Below are 16,975 nucleotides of genomic sequence, written 5' to 3' on the forward strand. Positions count from 1 at the left end.
GGGAACGCAGTGGGCTGGACGAGGGCTTGTTGTTTTACCGATCAATCACTGCGCGATGGTTTTCACCGACACTCCACGCTCAATCGGCGTCGAGCGACCATAAATATCCTCAAACCGCTCGATATCATCCTCACCCAGGTAACTTCCCGACTGCACTTCAATAATTTCCAGTGGAATCTTGCCGGGGTTGCGCAAGCGGTGGACCGAGGCGATCGGGATGTACGTCGACTGGTTTTCACACAGCAGGAACACGTTTTCGTCGCAGGTCACTTCGGCCGTGCCGCTGACCACGATCCAGTGTTCGGCGCGGTGATGGTGCATCTGCAACGACAGGCACGCGCCCGGTTTGACCGAGATGTGTTTGACCTGGAAACGGCCGCCCATGTCCACCGAGTCGTAGGAACCCCATGGGCGATAGACCTCGCAGTGGTTCTGGGTTTCGCTGCGGCCCTGTTCGTTGAGGGTGTTGACCATCTGTTTCACGCCTTGGACCTTGTCCTTGTGGGCGATCATCATGGCGTCCTTGGTTTCGACCACCACGATGTTTTCAAGACCGATCACCGACACCAGTTTGCCATTGCCGTGGATCATGCAGTTGCGGCTGTCCTGGATCACCACATCGCCCTTGGTGACGTTGCCGTTGGCGTCTTTTTCGTTGACCTCCCACAGCGACGACCAGCAACCGACGTCGCTCCAGCCGGCCGACAGTGGCACCACACAGGCGCGCTGGGTTTTTTCCATCACGGCGTAGTCGATGGAGTTGTCCGGGCAGCAGGCGAACGTGGCTTCGTCGAAGGTGATGGTGTCGGCGTCCTGTTCACTGCGCTCCAGCGTCAGCAGGCAGGTGTCGTAGATGTCCGGGTCGTGCTTTTTCAGCTCTTCGAGGAAGCGGCTGGCGCGGAACAGGAACATGCCGCTGTTCCAGAAGTAACCACCGGCCTGGACAAATTCGGTGGCGCGTTTCACATCGGGTTTTTCCACAAAGTGCGAGACCCGGCTGACGCCTTCGGGCAGCAGGGCATCGTTGGTGGACTTGATGTAGCCGTAACCGGTTTCGGGTTTGGTCGCCGGTACGCCGAACAGCACCATCTCACCGCGCTCGGCGGCCACGGTGGCCAGGGCCAGGGCGCGTTGCAGGGCTTTCTGGTCTTCCAGCACGTGGTCGGCCGGCAGCACCAGCATCAGTTCGTCGCGGCCTTCATTGACCAGCATCATCGCGGTCAGTGCCACGGCTGGTGCGGTGTTGCGCCCGAACGGCTCCATGAGGATGCGCTGGGTTTGCAGCTTACGGGTGCTCAACTGCTCGTTGACGATGAAACGGTGGTCCTTGTTGCAGACCACGATCGGGGTGTCCATGCCTTCGAACACCAGGCGCTCCAGGGTTTGCTGGAACAACGTGTGCTCGCCGGTCAGGGCGAGAAATTGCTTGGGAAATTGCTTGCGCGAAAGCGGCCAAAGACGTGAGCCGCTACCACCTGACAAGATCACTGGAATCATGGTGTTACTCCTTGAGAATCGATTGGGTTAGAGCACGAACGTTCTGTCGTTTCACTCTTGTTTTTGTTTCGTGTCCCAACTGACACCTCGGTCCACTGTGGGAGCGGACTTGCTCGCGAAGAGGGAGTGTCAGTTGACATTAATGCCGCCTGGCACACCGCTTTCGCGAGCAAGCCCGCTCCCACAGGGAAATGGGTCAATCAGGAAAATTAATTAGCGCGTCGAGACCGGGCGTTTCACCCAGACCGGCGACAGGCTGCTGCCGTTGCCGGTGACGTAGAGCACGGCCGCTTCACCGCGCTCCAGGGCGACCGGTTTCACGTCGCCGACTTTTTTGTCGCCGTCGTATAGCGCCAGGCTGACCTTCACCGGGTTGATTTCGCGCTCGCCACGGCTCTTGGCCGCGACGCTCTTGACCACTTCGGTCTTGCCGTCGGCGGTCTTCAGGGTCACGGCGGTGTTGCTGAGGTTTTGCACCCGCACCAGCGACTTCTGTTTGTTCTTGAATGGCGGCTCTTCGATCAGTTGTGGCTGGCCGCTGGCAGTGTTGACCAGGGTGTAATAGTGATCGGCGGCGAGTTTCACCGGCACAGTCTGGCTGCCGACCTTGGCGCTGTAGTCGCCACCGGGCAAGAAGCTGAAATCACTGCTGGCCAGCGGCGCGACGTCGTTCAGGTTAGTGCTGCCAACGCTGGCGCTGACTTCGGCATTGCTGGCGTTGTAGATGCGCACAAAGCTCGAGCCTTTCGGTGCGGTCGGGCCGTAGAGCGCGGCGTCGCCAGCGGCGAAGGCCTGGGACAGCAATCCCATACCGGCTACGAGGACAAAGGTCTTGGCGAGACGACGAGGAGTCGTAGTGAAAGTCATCGGAGTTACCTCTTTCAGTTTTGCGCCCGGTCGGGCGTCTCGGATTTACGGTTAATCGCTACGTTTTGCTGACGAGCACCGGCTTGTTTGAGTTCTGCGACCCACTGCGGGTCGGCGTCGCCGATTTCGTTGTTCACAGGCAGATAACGTTCAGGAAACTCCCAGATCAGCACCTGGGGCGGGCTGTTCTTGAAGGCTTCGCTTTTCAGGTAGCTGAGCATCGGCAGGATCGGGCCGTGGCCGTCTTCGGCGTAATTGACCACGTCGCTGTGCAGCGCTTGCTTGAGCGCCCCGACGAAGTTCCAGTTCGGGTTGGCGCTGTAGCTGGTGCCGATCAGTGCCACGGGGACTTCGCTGTCGGCGAACAACGCATCGTCACCGCCAGGCGGGTTATCCACCGCAACGGTGGTGCGTTTGTGCAACGGCTCGGTGGCTGGCATCAGGTTTTCGAACAGCGGATCAAGTGGCAGGAACAGCCGCAGGTCGCCCTTGTGGGTCACTTTTTCTGCGGTGTGGGTGACATAACGCTGCGGCTGGCCGCTCAGTGGGGCTTTCTCGGCAATGGTTTTGGCCAGTTGCTCGGCGGCGATTTGCGCGCCCTCCGGCGTCCAGTGCGTGTCGGTGCGCAGGAACACTTGCTGACCGTTCTGCTTGGCCTGTTGCAGGGGCCTAAGCAGGTCGGGAGCGAGGATCCTGTCGGCGGCTACCCGGTTGTGGAAGTCCTTGTAGAGGTCGGCGTGGATGCGCGCCGGTTTCACCTCACCGAGGTGTTCGGGGTACAGGCGAACCTTGGCCGGGACAATCGCCATCACCAACTGCACGCCACGGGCCTTGAGCGTTTGGCGCACGCCTTCGACCAGCGCGTAGTTGCCTTGCAGGCTCAACTCTTCGTTGACCACCGGGTTGAATTCTTCATCGCTGTACAACCACTGATCGCGACCGAGTACCACGCCCGGACGACCTTCGTTGAACAGCTTGAAGTCAAGCAGAGCCCAGAGGTTGGTGCCCAGGCGCTTGATCGGGAACTGGTCGTCGTAATGGGTTTCTACGGCTTTGGCCCAGCGACCGTTGAGCACGGTTGCGTCGGGGTTGGTGTTGAAGCCGAAGAAGCTGCGCACCGACCACAGGCCCAGCACCAACAGGGTCACGAGGAACAGGGCGATGTAGAACAGACGTAATGAGCGGGTCATGGTCAGATCCCTCAGAACTGGAAATAAAGGAACGGCGAGAAACTTTGCGCCGAGAGTTTCAGGATCGAGGCGATGAACAGCAGCAGCACCAGCGTCCGCATGGCGTAGCGCGGCCAGTCCGCGACCCAGTAGGCCGGTTGCACCTGGGCATCGATGCCGACGCTGTAACCGGGTTCGTGAATGCTCGCCGGGTTATCGCCCGGTACGGCTTTGATCAGGCCGGGTTGCGCGGTGGCAGGACCATCGGCTTCGACGGGTTGGCTCTTGACCGGTGGCTGATTGCGATAGAAATCGCGCAGGCCGAAGAACGCCAGCGTGGCGTACGCCACGACCAGTGTTGCCACTTGCAGGCCGGTGAGGCTGGCGCGGTTGAGTTCCGACAGCGACCACTCGCTGAAGCTGAACATCGCTGCATACATGCGGCCCGCCACATGCAGGTTTTCGGCGCGGAAGATCACCCAGCCCATCACCACCAACAGGAAGGTCAGCGCCCAGCGGATCGGGTTGAAGCGGCGCGGCGAAGTATTTAGGCCGATGGCTTTTTCAATCGCCAGCCACATGCCGTGCCAGGCGCCCCAGACGATGTACGTGATATTCGCGCCGTGCCACAGACCACCCAGCAGCATGGTCAGGAACAGGTTGCGATAGGTCATCAGCGTGCCTTTACGGTTACCGCCCAGCGTGATGTACAGGTAGTCGCGCAGCCAGGTGGAGAGGCTGATGTGCCAGCGGCGCCAGAACTCGGTGATCGACTGGCTGATGTACGGCTGTTTGAAGTTTTCCATGAAGCGGAAACCCATCATCAGGCCCAGGCCGATGGCCATGTCGCTGTAGCCGGAGAAGTCGAAGTACAGCTGCGCGGTGTAGGCCAGCGCGCCGAGCCAGGCGTCACCCGTGGTCGGGTTTTGCAGGGCGAAGCAATGGTCGGCGACCACCGCCAGCGTGTCGGCGATGAACACCTTCTTGATGAAACCCTGCATGAACCGCGTCGCGCCCTCGGAGAACTTGTCGAGGGTGTGGGTGCGGTTGTTGAACTGGTCGGCCAGGTCGCGAAAGCGCAACACGGGGCCGGCAATCAAGTGCGGGAAGATCGCCACGAATGCCGCGAAGTCGATCAGGTTGCGGGTCGCCGGGGTGTCGCCGCGGTAGACGTCGATGATGTAGCTGATGGACTCGAAGATGTAGAACGAGATCCCGATCGGCAACAGCACGTGGGTCAGGATGAACGGCGACAGACCGACCGAGGTCATCATTGCGTTGATGCTGTCGACGCCGAAGTTGGCGTACTTGAAGTAGCCGAGGATGCACAGGTCGACGCCCACGCCCAGAAGCAGCCAGCGCTGGGCCGGTTTGGTCCGCACTCCTGCTGCGCCGACTTTGAGGCCGATCCAGTAATTCCACAGCGTGACGGCGGCGAACAGCGCCAGGAAGTCCACGCGCCACCAGGCATAGAACACGTAGCTGGCGATCAGCAGCAGCAGATTGCGATAGCGAATCCCGCTCAGGTAGTACAGGCCGAGAAAGACCGGCAAGAACAAAAACAGGAACACATTGGATGAAAATACCATCCCGATCTCTCCTTGTTTAACCAACAGTCAAGGGCCAACGGCCCCCCCAAACCCCCCGTGAAAAACCGGGGGGTAAAACACTCAACTAACGTCTTGCACTGACCCAGTGTGGGAGCGGGCTTGCTCGCGAAAGCGGTGTATCAGTCGACATCATTGGTGAGTGCCAGACCGCATTCGCGAGCAAGCCCGCTCCCACTGGGTGTGTGTTTGTCTCTAAGAACCCTTGCCCTTTTCATTGGCCGGGTCGTAGACCTTGGTCAAATCCCCGCCGAGGCGGAAGGTCTTGAACGGTTGCATCTTGTGCTTCTGTTCCAGCACCTGCGGCGTACAGGTGTAGAGCGTGCAGAACGGTTCGAGCCAGGCGAATTTCGAGTCGATTTTCAGGTCGGTCATGTCCTGTTCCTTGCCGTTTTTCTGCTCGAATTGCTCAGGGTCCTTGACCCCCGCCAGCACCCGGTCACCGAGGCGTTTGAGTGCGCTGTTGTTTTCCTGACGCACATCCACACCGTTGACCTGAGCAAAACTGGCGATCATCGCCAACGGTGGCAGGGCGTAGTTGTGATAGGCGAGGGCGCGTTGCTGGCGCTTGAGTTCGTTGGGCAAGAAGCCCTGGGCGTCGACCTGATTGGCGCCGACCTTGTATTCCTTCACGGCCCAGTCGAACAGGTCGCGGCGGTTGGTCGCGACCGAGGTCGCCATCACCGACCAGGCAGCCCAGTACGAGTGGTTGTTGGTTTGCTCGAGCGGCAGGTTGTCCCAGTCGCTGACCACCTGATCGGCCATCTTGCTGAACCAGGCCTCGATCAGTTGCGCCTCCTGCTGATGGGTGGCCAGCGGATGGGAGTCGGAGAACTTCAGGCGGATGTACGCCGAGGCCATGCTGCCCAGCGCCCATTTGCGCATCGACTTGCCGGTGTGGTTGAAGTCCTTGGACATCAGTGCATTTGCCCGAGCCCACGTAGTCAGCCAATTCAGCGTGCATTCCAGCTGTTCCGGGCGACCGTCGCGCATGAACTGCATCACCCGTTTGCTGGTGCCGCGCTCCAGCGTGGTGATGTCGGCGGTGGTGTCGCGGAAGGCTTTTTCCGACTGCACGTTCAGTGTTGAGCGTGCCTTGTCGGAGCCTTCGTATTTGCTGCGAAATTGCAGGGCGCCGGTGTACGGCGTCGGCATCGCGTCACAGCCTTCGCTGGCATCGCCCGTCTTGAACTTATCCACTGGCGCGAAATAGCCCTGGGGTGGACGCAAGGGCGCGGCCGCCTGAGTGGCCCCGGCGAACATCGCCAGGCTTAACAGGGCAGGCGCAAGTACAGTTTTCAGTGTCGAATTTTGCATGGCAGACCTCATTGCCCGACCGAAGCAGTACGCTGCCCGGCACTCGGGAACACGTTGCGTTTGCAGATTTTTGCTTCGACTTTCTGCGGCGCGGCCCCTGCTTCAGGGCCCTGGATTTCAACGGCCAGCAAGTTTTGCGAGGCCCAGTCTTCGTCCGTGCGCAGCTCAAAGGCGAAACGCCCGTCAGTGTCGGAGGTTTGCGGTTTGTCGATCTTGATGTCCTCGTGGCGGCCGTTCATGTACCAGAGGGTGGCTTGCAGGGTTTTCACCGACGGGTCGGCGAACCGAATGTCGACCTGATGATTGCTGTTACGCAGGTCGAGGTTATTGCGGTTGACCATCAACTCGTTTTTGCCTGGCTTGAGGGTGCTGCTGCCGGACATTTGCGCCTCCTTGCCTTCGCAGCCGTTGTCGAGCAGCGCCATCATCTGGCGGTAGATGGTTTCCTGATCGAGGCGGTACAGCGGCGAGAACTCCCAGATGAGAATTTTCGGCGGGGTTTTCTGGAATTCGTCGCTGCCCAGGTATTGCAGCATCGAGCCTTCCAGGCCACCGCCGGGGAACGCGACGTTGAGAATGTCAGCACCGATGGCCTCTTCGAGGAACCCGGCGAAGTTGTAGTTCTTGCCGCTGTGACTGGTGCCGACCAGGGTGATCTGCGGGTTGCCGGCATCACCGAACAGGTCGCCATCCGCCGCTTCACCTTTGGGCTCGGTGGTGAACTGGTCCATGTACTGGATCGCGTAACTGGTGCCACAGAGTTGCCCGGCCATGTTGTGCAGGGTGCCGGTCTTGCCCATGCGCCCGGACTTTCTGGTCTCGAATTCGCGTTTGGGGATGTCGGTAAACTCCGGCAGTTGCCTGACCTTCTCGGCGACGATTTTCGCCGTGCGCTGGGCGCCGTAAGGGGTCCAGTGCTGGTCGCCACGGAAGTAGAAATCGTGGGCCGGCAAGGTGTCCGGCAACGATTCGTTGGCCAGCGGCGACAGGTCCGGCACCACGTAACCCATCTCGGCGAAACGAGCGAGCATGGTCTGGTAGTTTTTCAGGGCCTTGTCGTAATCGAACGCGGCTTTCTCTTGCGGGTTGAGCTTGTTGCGGTTCACCAGGCCACGGGTTGGCTGATACACCACCACCAGTTCCACACCTTTGCTTTTGAAGGCTTCGTGCAGTTGCTTGAGGCGGCGATAACCTTCGGCCGTGGTGTTGAATTCGGTGCGCAGGTCTTCCTGCGTACGGAACAGCCAGTCGCCTTGCGCTTGTACCAGCGTGGTGAAGTTTTGCTGATAGCGCGTGGTGTAGTTCTTCGCGTCATGAGCTTGCGGGCACAGGTTGCAGCACGGGTCGGCGGTGAAGCTCGGGGCTTTGACATCGTCGGCACGCACGCCGGTACTGGCGGCGAGAATGCCTGCCGTCAGGGCCGACAGGCTGAGTAATTTGATCAAGTGTGGGTGCATAACGTTATCCTCAGTCGCGCATTTCGGTCTGGCGTTCGACGGGGTCGATCAACACGGCTTTTTGCTGGCGCACCAACAGGTCGAGGATTTCGTCCTGACGTTCGCCAAGAATTCCCGAGAAGCTGATGCCGCTGGCTTTGGTCGGTGCCAGCAATGACACCCGGTACAGCTCGACGCTCAAGGGCGAGTCGATGGACATCGGCCCGCTGCCGTTGGCCGCCAGTTCACCGCCGACCACGATCAGCGACACCTGGGCGTCGAACGGGTCGAGCTTGATGTCGCGGTCGGTGTCGGTGAGGTCCTTGATGTGCCCGTAGATCCCGGTCAGGCCGTTGGCCATGGCGACGTTTTCGTAGAGGCGAATGTTCACGCTGTTACGAATGCGGATGCCGTGGCGCTGGTTGCTGATCACCTTGTTGCCCCACAACAGGTTGTCGGCACTCTCGTAGAGGGTGATGCCGTCGGTGTGGTTCTTGTAGATCTCGTTGTAGGCAATCACGTTGTTGATGCTGTTACGGTCGATCACCAGTCCTGAGAGGTGGTTGTCGTAGCTGCGGTTGTTGAAGATGAAGCTGTCGTTCACTTCACGGGAAATGATGATCCCGTGCTTCTTCTTCGTACCGAAGACGGTGTTGTCGGCGATGATCAGCCCGTGGGAACGGTCGTGGGGGTCGATGCCGTAGACGATGTTGTCGCGGTAGGTGTTGCCCTTGACCACGAAGCCCTGGGTTTCATAGCAATAGAAGCCGTACCACATGTCCGAGAACTCGGAGTCGACGATCCAGCCCGTCGGTTCCGGGCGCTTGAGCACCTTGGCCATGTTCGGCGTGTATTGGGAAATACTCACGCCGTAGGACTTGCTGTTGGAGTAACCGAAACTTGCCATTTTGCTGTTGACGATGTACGTCTCGGTGCCGCCCCAGGCCAGCAGGAACGGGCGAAATTCCTTGGGCGAACGGAAGGTCGCCGGGCCGTTGGCCTTCTCGCGCCAGCCGGTGATTCGGGTGTCGGTCACAAACAGCTGGCCGTCGTTGACCAGGAACGAACCGGCCTCTTCAGACAAGCGCAGCTCTTGCGTTTGTTTGTCGATTTCAAGGATGCCTTTTTCACCGACCACAATAGGCAGGCGTGCCAGGAATACCCCCGGCGACGTTTCGCTGAAGTACTGCTTGGGCAGCGTTTTGGCCAGGTCCTTGAGGTTGAGGTAACCGTCGTCGATGAAGATCGCCTGAGGGATGCCGTGCTGGCGCACCACCCACTCGGCCATCTTGTTGTCTCCGCCGATAAAGTCCTTCAGGGCGTTTTCCTGCATCATCCGGCGCACGCTGACCTTGGCGGCTTTGCTGCGCACGATCTTCGCCTCAACGGCTTGCGCGGTGTAGCCGGAAAGGTCGGGCAACGTCGGTGCGGCCAGCTCCAGCGGTGCGGTCGGTGCGCTGCTGACGGTGTAGGTCCTGGCCTGTTGCAGCCCTTTGGCGACGGTTGCCTGCTGCCCTTTCTGGACAGGCGCCAGCGGCTCAACGTTGGCGAGCACCGCAGTGCTGGCCAGCAACAGTGCGGCGGCCAGCAGGCTGATCGGGCCTTTGACGGCTTGAGTGGTCATGTCGTGCACTCCCTTGGCGGCCCGCATCAGAAGCGCCAGATCACGTCGACGAAGGCGCGGTGCATGTACGAGTCGACTTGTTTGCCATAGGCATCGCCCGGTTTGAACACCCCGCCACGAAAGCGCACCAGCGCCGACGGCTCATCGATGGACTGACTCAAAGCGGCTGGCAGCAGGCCTTGCTTGAAGTACTTGGTGACCACCAGATCCACTTCCTGGCCGAGGTCTTTATTGCCGTCTTCCAGGGGCAGGGAGGTGCTGGAGAGCAGTGCGCCAGTCACGTCGTCAGAGCTGTTGTTAACCGAGTTGTTCTGGACGGCGTTGATGCCGTTGCTGCCGACCGGTTTGTTACCGTCGACGCGCCAGAACTTGTGGTAGATCAGGCTGGCGTCGTATTCGTCGTTGAGCATCCAGGAGCCGAACAGCGTGGCGGTCTGCAGGTTGTTCATTTCACCCCGGAAGGCTTCGCCGAAACGGTGGACCCGCGAGCGCGTACCGGTGTAGTTCGAGCGGTTGCTTTCCAGGCCGTTCTGTTCGTAATCGCCACTGGCTCGGGCGTAGGCCGCGCCGACTTGCCATTGCGGATCGAGGCGCAGGCGCACGCCTATATCAGTGGCCCAGCCATTGAGGTCTTCACCGCGTTTGGCTTGGGCTGGGCGCGTGCCATCGGCGTTGAGCGGGTTGACCGTGTCACGGTCGCCGCTCATGCCGGTGATGCTGCCCCAGTAATTGACGGTGTTGGTGTTGCGCCAGTTAAAAGCGTCGCTGTCGGCGGTGAGGCCGAGCCAGCTGATGTCGCCGTTCTGCTTTTTGTCCAGCGAGTCGCCGGCAACGCCAGGTGTCGGGTAGTCGAGTTTGCCGTCGTCATGGGTGTGATGACCACGAATCCCGACCCAGTTGCCCGGTGTCCACTGGTAGGCAGCATCGCCGTAAACGTGCAGGCGATCCTTGTCCTTGGGCGCCAGCTCCGTGAGGTCGGTGCGGTATTCGCTGAAGCGTTCGGCAGCGCCGACATTGGCGCGCAACAGGGTGGTGTCGAAGGTCCAGTTCAGCGCTTCGATGTTGGTGTCGCGCCATTGGCCGTCGTCGTTGCGCAGGCGCTGGCGACCGAGCTTCAGTTGTTCGCCGGGGTAGGGCGTGAGGCCGCTGTAGCCGACCCAGAACTCGCGCATGGCCAGGTAGTTTTTCTTCGACGTGCGATCACCGCTGTTGGTGGTTTGGTTGGCGTCGTCGGCCTGTTGCAGGGTGTCGGTCTCGATGATGTCGGTGGCCGTCACCGCTTGCCCCATGGCGTAGGCGCTCCACGCGCCGCGTTCGCCGTAGACCCATGGGCGCAGGTCGAGGCCGACGCCGTTGACGTCGCCGCCGCTCATCGTGCCCAGGTCACGGTCGTCTTCGGACTGACCGGTGATTTTCACATCCAGGCCGAAATTCTTGGTGTCGGTCATGGCGGCCAGCGTCGGGCAGGACCACAGCAGGGCGAAGGTCAAACCGATACCGGCCTTCATGAATGGGTTCAACTTCATAGGGATTCCTCGCCGTCTTCTGCTTGCAGGGCGTGCAGTGGCAACGTGTTCTGGCTCAAGGCGCCACGGCTGGCCTGTTCCTGTTGCAACAGGCGCCGGGCCTCGGCCAGTTGCGCGGGTGGCAGTTGGGCTTCAAGTGTTTGTGCCAGTTCAGTGGCTTGCGGGGTGTTTTGAACCTTGGCCAACTGGCTGAAGACATAGGCGTTAAGTGGGTTGGGCTGGGTGCCCTTGCCTTGGGAAAACAGCTGGGCGATGGCGAAGTCGGCGCTGTTCTGGCCATTGCGCGCAGCGGTCAGCAGGTGCTCCAGGGCTTTTTGCGGATAGACCTTGCCCAGGTAGCCACGGCGGTAGATCTGGCCGAGGTAGTAGTCGGCGGCGACTTCCTTGCCGACGGCTTTCTGGAAGTGTTCTTCGGCAACCTTGGCGTCGGCCGGCACCCATTTGCCTTCGTAGTAGAGTTTGCCCAGCAACAGTTCGGCGCGCGGCTGGTCGGCAGCGCGGCCGTTGTCCAGGTACTTCATCATCGTGTCGACGTCACCGAGCTCCGGGAAGTCGTAGAGCAACTGGGCCAGGCTGACCCAGGACGCCGGGTAGCCAGGGGCGATGTTCTCGAGCAGGGCCTGGGCGGTTTTTTCGTCGGTCTTGCCCAGGGTCGCATCGCCCAGCACACGGGCGACGCTGTCCACCCGTTGCGCGGAAACCGTGCCACGGGTGTGGGCGGCTTGCAGCTGCCTGATCAACTCGGCCTGTTGTTCAGGCAGGGCTTTTTTCTGATAGACCGTGGCCAGCTCGACGTAGCAGATGTCGGTGGTGTTGAGTGCGGCTTTGCAGATTTTTTCCACTTCATCCAGGTGCTGGTCGTAAGTGCCTTGGGTGCGATAGAGCAGCACCTGGGCCAGGCCCGCTTCCGGTTTGCCTTCGACGCGCCATTGGCTGATCTGCTGTTGCGCGTTCACGTTGGGGAAACTGTGCGGGTATTGCAGGTACAGCATCGCCAGCGGGATCAACGTGTTGCCTTCGCCATGGGCAGAGGCTTTCTTCAACAGGCCTTCGGCTTCGTGTTGTTCGGCTTCAGTTGAACCGGTTTTGGCCACCAGCAGACGACCCAGGCGAGCCTGAGCCCGTGGCGAGACGTCGGCCGCAGCACGGTAAGTCGCTTCGGCCTGCTTGACCTGCGCCGGGTCACGGCTGTCGACCTGGATATCGGCCAGGCCGACCTGTGCTTCGCTGTAGCCCAGGTCAGCCAGTTGCTTGTAGTTCTGCTGCGCGAGCGCGGTGTCGCCGCGTTTCAGCGCTTCGTTGGCCAGACGCTGGTCGGGCAGGCCGGCGCAACCGGCCAGGCTTACAGCCAGTGCAACTGCGCACAATGAACCCATGTGGGAGCGGGCTTGCTCGCGAAAGCGGTGTGTCAGCGAGCATTGTTGCTGAATGTTAAACCGCATTCGCGAGCAAGCTCGCTCCCACAGGGGTTGCGGTGTAACAGGGATATGTGGAGTAGTCACAGGCATGTCCTCCGCTTAAAGACCGGCGGCCATGGCTTTGTTGATCAGCCAGTTCACGGAGGGGCCACGGTCGCTGCTGACTTCTACCGGGCGACCGGCGAACGTGCTGTCCAGCGGTTCGTCCGGCTGGATCAGCACGCGTATGTCGGAAGACAGGTCGGCGCTTTTCAGGCTGGTGCTGCTGACGATTTTGCCGGTGCGGGTTTTGTCTTCGCCGGCAATCTGGAAGCGCACCGGGCTGCCTGGCAGCACGTCGCCGAACTGGCGATAGGAGAAGCGTGCGTCAACGGTGGCCTGGCTGCCACGGGGCACCAACTGGAAGATCACGTCGCCCTTGCTGGCGTACTGGCCGTCGGCGACCAACTGTTGAGCCACGGTGCAATCGCACGGCGAGGTCAGGGTGCCGGTCATTTGCTTGCCGAACAGTTCTTCAACCTTGGCCGGTTGCAGCTGGTCTTCGTCCAGATGCCCTTTGAGCACGTCGAGCATGCTGGTGCTGAACGTCGCCAGCGGTGCACCCTTGGCAGCGACGCCATCGGTTTTCACCAGGCTCTGCACGGTGCCGTCGCGCGGCATGGTGATGTTCATGCCCGGCACACTCACCAGCCCGGCCTGGGCGTGGCTGACGAAGTACATGCCGTACACCGATTTTAAAATGAAGCCGAACGCCGCCAGCCCAACAATGAAGATCCCGGCGCTGAAGGTCACCGCTTTCAAACGCCCGAACGGGGTCATGCCGTGGCCGCCGTCCTTGACCTTGCGCGCCTTGGTGAAGTTGTCGCGTTGCAGGGTCGCCAGTACGTCGCCCATGCTCACGATGTCGCCGGACAGGTGCGAGGTGATCAGGTGGCGCAAGGTCGAGATGTCCTGCGGTTCGAGGTTCTGGAACTGGCAACCGGCACGACCGGTCTGGCGATCGTAGGAGCGGACCTGCAGTTCGACATCCATGGCCAGGCCGAGGTTGTCGATCACGAATTGCAGACGGCCCTTGTGCACTTCGCCCACCGTCAGGGCTTTTTGAGCGCCGGCGTTGAAACACAGGCCACCGGCCGACAGGTCTTCCACCCGCGCTTCGAGCGGCGCGCCGGTGGGCCCGAAAAAGCGCAGCCTGGCCGGGATTCTGACCCGGGCGTGTTGGCGCTGGGCTTCGGATTCATGCACTACGTTGACGTTCACGGCGGTATTCATAAGGGCGATTTCCTAGTTAATTCAGGCAGGGCAGGTCAGACCATCATCAGCAGCACGGCGACAAAAATGCTGCCGGCGGAGAAGGTCATGGTCCGAGACGACCAGGTGTTGAACCAACGTTGAAAGCTGGCGAGATCACGGGTCAGTTTGGTGTCCTGGCGGGTCCAGGACTGTTGGTCGAGGCGAAAGAACACGTAGATCTTCACCAGCGCACCGACGATCTGGTTGTAATAAAGAATCGCCGGGTAGGCCGGGCCGATCCGGTGCCCGGAGCAGGAAAGCAACAGGGTCAGGATCAGGCGGGTGATGCCGATCCACAGCAGGTACACCAGGATGAACGCGGTGCCGTACTTGAAACTGGCGATGAGCGCGACGGTCAGGCCCAATAAGGACGTCCACATCGACACCCGCTGGTCGAACAGCACCACCGAGGTGAACAGACCCAGGCGTTTCATCCCCAGGCCCAATGCCCGGGAGTTCTGCCGCAGATTGTTGCCGTACCAGCGGAACATCAGTTTGCGGCTGGCCTTGATGAAGCTCTTTTCCGGCGGGTGTTCAACGGTGTTGATCGCGGCGTCCGGCACGTAGAAGGTGTCGTAGCCCAGGCGCATCAGGCTGAACCAGCTCGACTTGTCATCGCCGGTGAGGAACTTGAAACGACCCAGGCGCCAGTGTTGCAGCGAGTCGCTTTCGACGTCGGCGATGAAGTCCGGGTCGGTGACCACGGTGGCGCGGAACACCGACATGCGGCCGGTCATGGTCAGCACGCGCTTGGACAGGGCCATCGAACACATGTTGATGTGGCGCTGGGCGAAGCGCAGCTTGTGCCACTCGCTCATGATGTAGCCGCCGCGCACTTCGCAAAATTCGTTGGTGGTCAGGCCGCCGACGTTGCCGAACAGCTGGAACCACGGCACGGTCTTGCGCACCACGCCTTCGGCGAGCACGGTATCGCCATCGATCACGGCCACCACGGCGCGGTCGTCCGGCAGGTGACGGGAGATGGCGCGAAAGCCAAAGGCCAGGCCGTCACGCTTGCCGGTGCCGGCGATGCGCACGAAGTCGAGTTTGACGTGGGCCGGCGGGTTCATTTTCGCCCAGAGGCTTTTGACCAGCAGCTCATCGGACATCTCCACCAGCGAGCAGACCACGGTGGTCGGGAAGCCACAGTCGATGGCTTCGCGGATCACCGAGCTATAGACCTGAGCAGTGGTCAGCGCATCGATGCGAAAACTGGTGACCATCAGGAATACGTGGGACGGGTCAGCCGCTTTGCCGAGCTTGCGCACTTTGCGCCGCAGGTGCGGGTACACCACGTACAGAAACAGCATGCCGCGCAAAAAGTGCGTGGCACCCATCGAGTAGCGCCAGATACCCACGGCGCCAATCAGGAAGATGAAGTCCTTCGACTCGGAGTCGAACGTGGACGCAGGTAGCGCCAGGGCGATGACCATCAAAAGCCCTAAGTACAGCATCCAGCCGGCGGCTTGGTTTAGCCTTTGCATAATCGTATCCGTCGGAGTAGGAGGAGGCTGCAAGTGACAAGCTATAAGCCTCAAGTGAAGAGCTTCTAACTTGCCGCTTGCAGCTTGAAACGTGTGGCTGCCTTACCAGCAGATACCTTCGGTTCGGCCACTCACGCTGGTGGCTTTGGACATGAACCCGACGAGGTCGACGATCTGTTTGCCGTCCGGCGCGTGCTCGGCCAGTGCGCGGAACTTCTCGTCGCGGTTGCCGAGGATGATCACGTCGGAGTTGTCGATCACCGAGTCGAAGTCCGAGTTGAGCAAGGACGAGACGTGAGGGATCTTCGACTCGATGTAATCCTTGTTCGCACCGTGGACGCGGGCGTACTCGACGTTGCTGTCGTAGATGCTCAGGTCGTAGCCCTTGCCGATCAGCATTTCCGCCAGCTCCACCAGCGGGCTCTCGCGCAGGTCATCGGTGCCGGCCTTGAAGCTCAGGCCCAGCAGGGCGACTTTGCGTTTGTCATGGCTGGAAACGATGTCGAAGGCGTTCTGCACCTGGGACACGTTGCTGCGCATCAGCGAGTTGAGCAGCGGCGCTTCCACATCCAGCGTGCTGGCGCGGTAGGTCAGGGCGCGCACGTCCTTGGGCAGGCACGAACCGCCGAAGGCGAAACCGGGGCGCATGTAGTACTGGGACAGGTTGAGGGTCTTGTCCTGGCAAACCACTTCCATCACTTCGCGACCATCGACACCGACCGCTTTGGCGATGTTGCCGATCTCGTTGGCAAAGGTCACTTTGGTGGCGTGCCAGACGTTGCAGGTGTACTTGATCATCTCGGCGACTTCGATGTCCTTGCGGATGATCGGTGCGTCGAGTTCTTCGTACAGCGCTTGCAGAACGTCACCCGAGGCTTTGTCGAACTCGCCGATAACGGTCATCGGTGGCAGGTCGTAGTCCTTGATCGCGGTGCTCTCGCGCAGGAACTCCGGGTTCACCGCAACACCGAAGTCGACGCCGGCCTTTTTGCCTGAACAGTCTTCGAGGATCGGGATCACCACGTTTTTCACCGTGCCCGGCAGTACGGTGCTGCGTACCACGATGGTGTGGCGGGTGGTCTTGTCGCGCAGGACGAAACCGATCTCGCGGCACACCGACTCGATGTAGTTGAGTTCCAGGTCGCCGTTCTTTTTGCTCGGCGTACCGACGCAGATCATCGACAGGTCTGTATCGCGAATCGCTTCTGCGAAGTTGGTGGTACCCCGCAGGCGGCCGGTCTGGATACCTTGGGACAGAAGTTCGCCCAGGCCAGGTTCGACGATGGGAGAGCGACCGGCGTTGATCAGGTCAATCTTGTCTTTGGCGACATCGACGCCAACCACATCATGACCCCGTGCAGACAGGCAACCGGCACAGACTGCACCGACGTAACCCAAACCAAATATGCTGATGCGCATCGCATTTACCTCTCTGTAATGGAACCGGTATTCACCAAGCCATTAGGTGGCCGGAGTTAATAGTGTTCAGCGGTCATGGTGCACTCGAAAGTGTGGGCAATAGGCGCCACAATGCCGTGTGCAGGCATACTAAGTTCCGAGTGTCTAACGACATGCACTCAAGCTGTGCGTAACGAGGTCTTGTTGTTATGACCTGCCCTGATATGCAGCCAATCTTCATCGGGAAGATATTCGTGCAATGGTTTTGTGCACTGGAACTTGGGCTTTGATCCAGTAAAACCAGGTACTTCAATGCTCAGATGAGCATTTTTATTGGGG

General features: G+C 60.5%; 12 protein-coding genes. All 12 read right to left on the bottom strand.

Translation table 11 applies throughout. The features are described from left to right. Nucleotides 1-45: 45 nt before the first annotated feature. Nucleotides 46-1,497, bottom strand: coding sequence for a mannose-1-phosphate guanylyltransferase/mannose-6-phosphate isomerase (locus AC1Z1G_RS05060; RefSeq protein WP_483625382.1), 1,452 nt, complete (start codon nt 1,495-1,497; stop codon nt 46-48). Between the two features lie 213 nt (nt 1,498-1,710). Next, nucleotides 1,711-2,364 carry an alginate O-acetyltransferase AlgF gene (locus AC1Z1G_RS05065; protein ID WP_483625384.1) on the bottom strand — a complete coding sequence of 218 codons (654 nt, stop codon included), beginning with the start codon at nt 2,362-2,364 and terminating at the stop codon, nt 1,711-1,713. Between the two features lie 14 nt (nt 2,365-2,378). Beyond that, on the bottom strand, nt 2,379-3,554 hold the full coding sequence (locus AC1Z1G_RS05070) for an alginate O-acetyltransferase (RefSeq protein ID WP_483625386.1): 1,176 nt from the start codon (nt 3,552-3,554) through the stop codon (nt 2,379-2,381). A gap of 11 nt (nt 3,555-3,565) precedes the next feature. Then, the gene (locus AC1Z1G_RS05075; RefSeq protein ID WP_483625388.1) at nt 3,566-5,122 is read right to left on the bottom strand and encodes an MBOAT family O-acyltransferase; all 1,557 of its coding nucleotides are present in this window, start codon (nt 5,120-5,122) and stop codon (nt 3,566-3,568) included. A 213-nt stretch (nt 5,123-5,335) separates the two neighbouring features. Continuing rightward, nucleotides 5,336-6,457 (bottom strand): mannuronate-specific alginate lyase, encoded by a 1,122-nt coding sequence (locus AC1Z1G_RS05080; protein WP_483625389.1) that lies wholly within the window; start codon nt 6,455-6,457, stop codon nt 5,336-5,338. 8 nt (nt 6,458-6,465) lie between these two features. Then, a complete protein-coding gene (locus AC1Z1G_RS05085) occupies nt 6,466-7,914 on the bottom strand; it encodes an alginate O-acetyltransferase (RefSeq protein WP_483625391.1) in 1,449 nt (482 codons plus the stop codon). 10 nt (nt 7,915-7,924) lie between these two features. Next, nucleotides 7,925-9,517 (bottom strand): mannuronan 5-epimerase AlgG, encoded by a 1,593-nt coding sequence (gene algG / locus AC1Z1G_RS05090; RefSeq protein WP_483625393.1) that lies wholly within the window; start codon nt 9,515-9,517, stop codon nt 7,925-7,927. A gap of 26 nt (nt 9,518-9,543) precedes the next feature. Continuing rightward, nucleotides 9,544-11,043 carry an alginate export family protein gene (locus tag AC1Z1G_RS05095; protein WP_483625395.1) on the bottom strand — a complete coding sequence of 500 codons (1,500 nt, stop codon included), beginning with the start codon at nt 11,041-11,043 and terminating at the stop codon, nt 9,544-9,546. Beyond that, complete coding sequence (gene algK / locus AC1Z1G_RS05100; RefSeq protein ID WP_483625397.1) at nt 11,040-12,551, bottom strand: alginate biosynthesis TPR repeat lipoprotein AlgK; 1,512 nt, start codon at nt 12,549-12,551, stop codon at nt 11,040-11,042. The genes AC1Z1G_RS05095 and algK overlap by 4 nt, the downstream gene beginning before the upstream one ends. 9 nt (nt 12,552-12,560) lie before the next feature. After that, nucleotides 12,561-13,733: a PilZ domain-containing protein gene (locus AC1Z1G_RS05105; RefSeq protein WP_483625399.1), complete on the bottom strand. Its 1,173-nt coding sequence runs from the start codon at nt 13,731-13,733 to the stop codon at nt 12,561-12,563. A gap of 35 nt (nt 13,734-13,768) precedes the next feature. Then, complete coding sequence (gene alg8 / locus AC1Z1G_RS05110) at nt 13,769-15,238, bottom strand: mannuronan synthase (RefSeq protein ID WP_483625401.1); 1,470 nt, start codon at nt 15,236-15,238, stop codon at nt 13,769-13,771. Nucleotides 15,239-15,340: 102 nt separating this feature from the next. Next, nucleotides 15,341-16,657 (bottom strand): nucleotide sugar dehydrogenase, encoded by a 1,317-nt coding sequence (locus AC1Z1G_RS05115; RefSeq protein WP_483625403.1) that lies wholly within the window; start codon nt 16,655-16,657, stop codon nt 15,341-15,343. Between the last annotated feature and the right edge of the window lie 318 nt (nt 16,658-16,975).

Source organism: Pseudomonas sp. JL27(2026) (genome assembly GCF_056933555.1).

Bases quoted from the DNA above. Each gene is read 5' to 3' on its own strand.
- AC1Z1G_RS05060 (WP_483625382.1), bottom strand. From the start codon at position 1,497: ATGATTCCAGTGATCTTGTCAGGTGGTAGCGGCTCACGTCTTTGGCCG.
- AC1Z1G_RS05065 (WP_483625384.1), bottom strand. From the start codon at position 2,364: ATGACTTTCACTACGACTCCTCGTCGTCTCGCCAAGACCTTTGTCCTC.
- AC1Z1G_RS05070 (WP_483625386.1), bottom strand. From the start codon at position 3,554: ATGACCCGCTCATTACGTCTGTTCTACATCGCCCTGTTCCTCGTGACC.
- AC1Z1G_RS05075 (WP_483625388.1), bottom strand. From the start codon at position 5,122: ATGGTATTTTCATCCAATGTGTTCCTGTTTTTGTTCTTGCCGGTCTTT.
- AC1Z1G_RS05080 (WP_483625389.1), bottom strand. From the start codon at position 6,457: ATGCAAAATTCGACACTGAAAACTGTACTTGCGCCTGCCCTGTTAAGC.
- AC1Z1G_RS05085 (WP_483625391.1), bottom strand. From the start codon at position 7,914: ATGCACCCACACTTGATCAAATTACTCAGCCTGTCGGCCCTGACGGCA.
- algG (WP_483625393.1), bottom strand. From the start codon at position 9,517: ATGACCACTCAAGCCGTCAAAGGCCCGATCAGCCTGCTGGCCGCCGCA.
- AC1Z1G_RS05095 (WP_483625395.1), bottom strand. From the start codon at position 11,043: ATGAAGTTGAACCCATTCATGAAGGCCGGTATCGGTTTGACCTTCGCC.
- algK (WP_483625397.1), bottom strand. From the start codon at position 12,551: ATGCCTGTGACTACTCCACATATCCCTGTTACACCGCAACCCCTGTGG.
- AC1Z1G_RS05105 (WP_483625399.1), bottom strand. From the start codon at position 13,733: ATGAATACCGCCGTGAACGTCAACGTAGTGCATGAATCCGAAGCCCAG.
- alg8 (WP_483625401.1), bottom strand. From the start codon at position 15,238: ATGCAAAGGCTAAACCAAGCCGCCGGCTGGATGCTGTACTTAGGGCTT.
- AC1Z1G_RS05115 (WP_483625403.1), bottom strand. From the start codon at position 16,657: ATGCGCATCAGCATATTTGGTTTGGGTTACGTCGGTGCAGTCTGTGCC.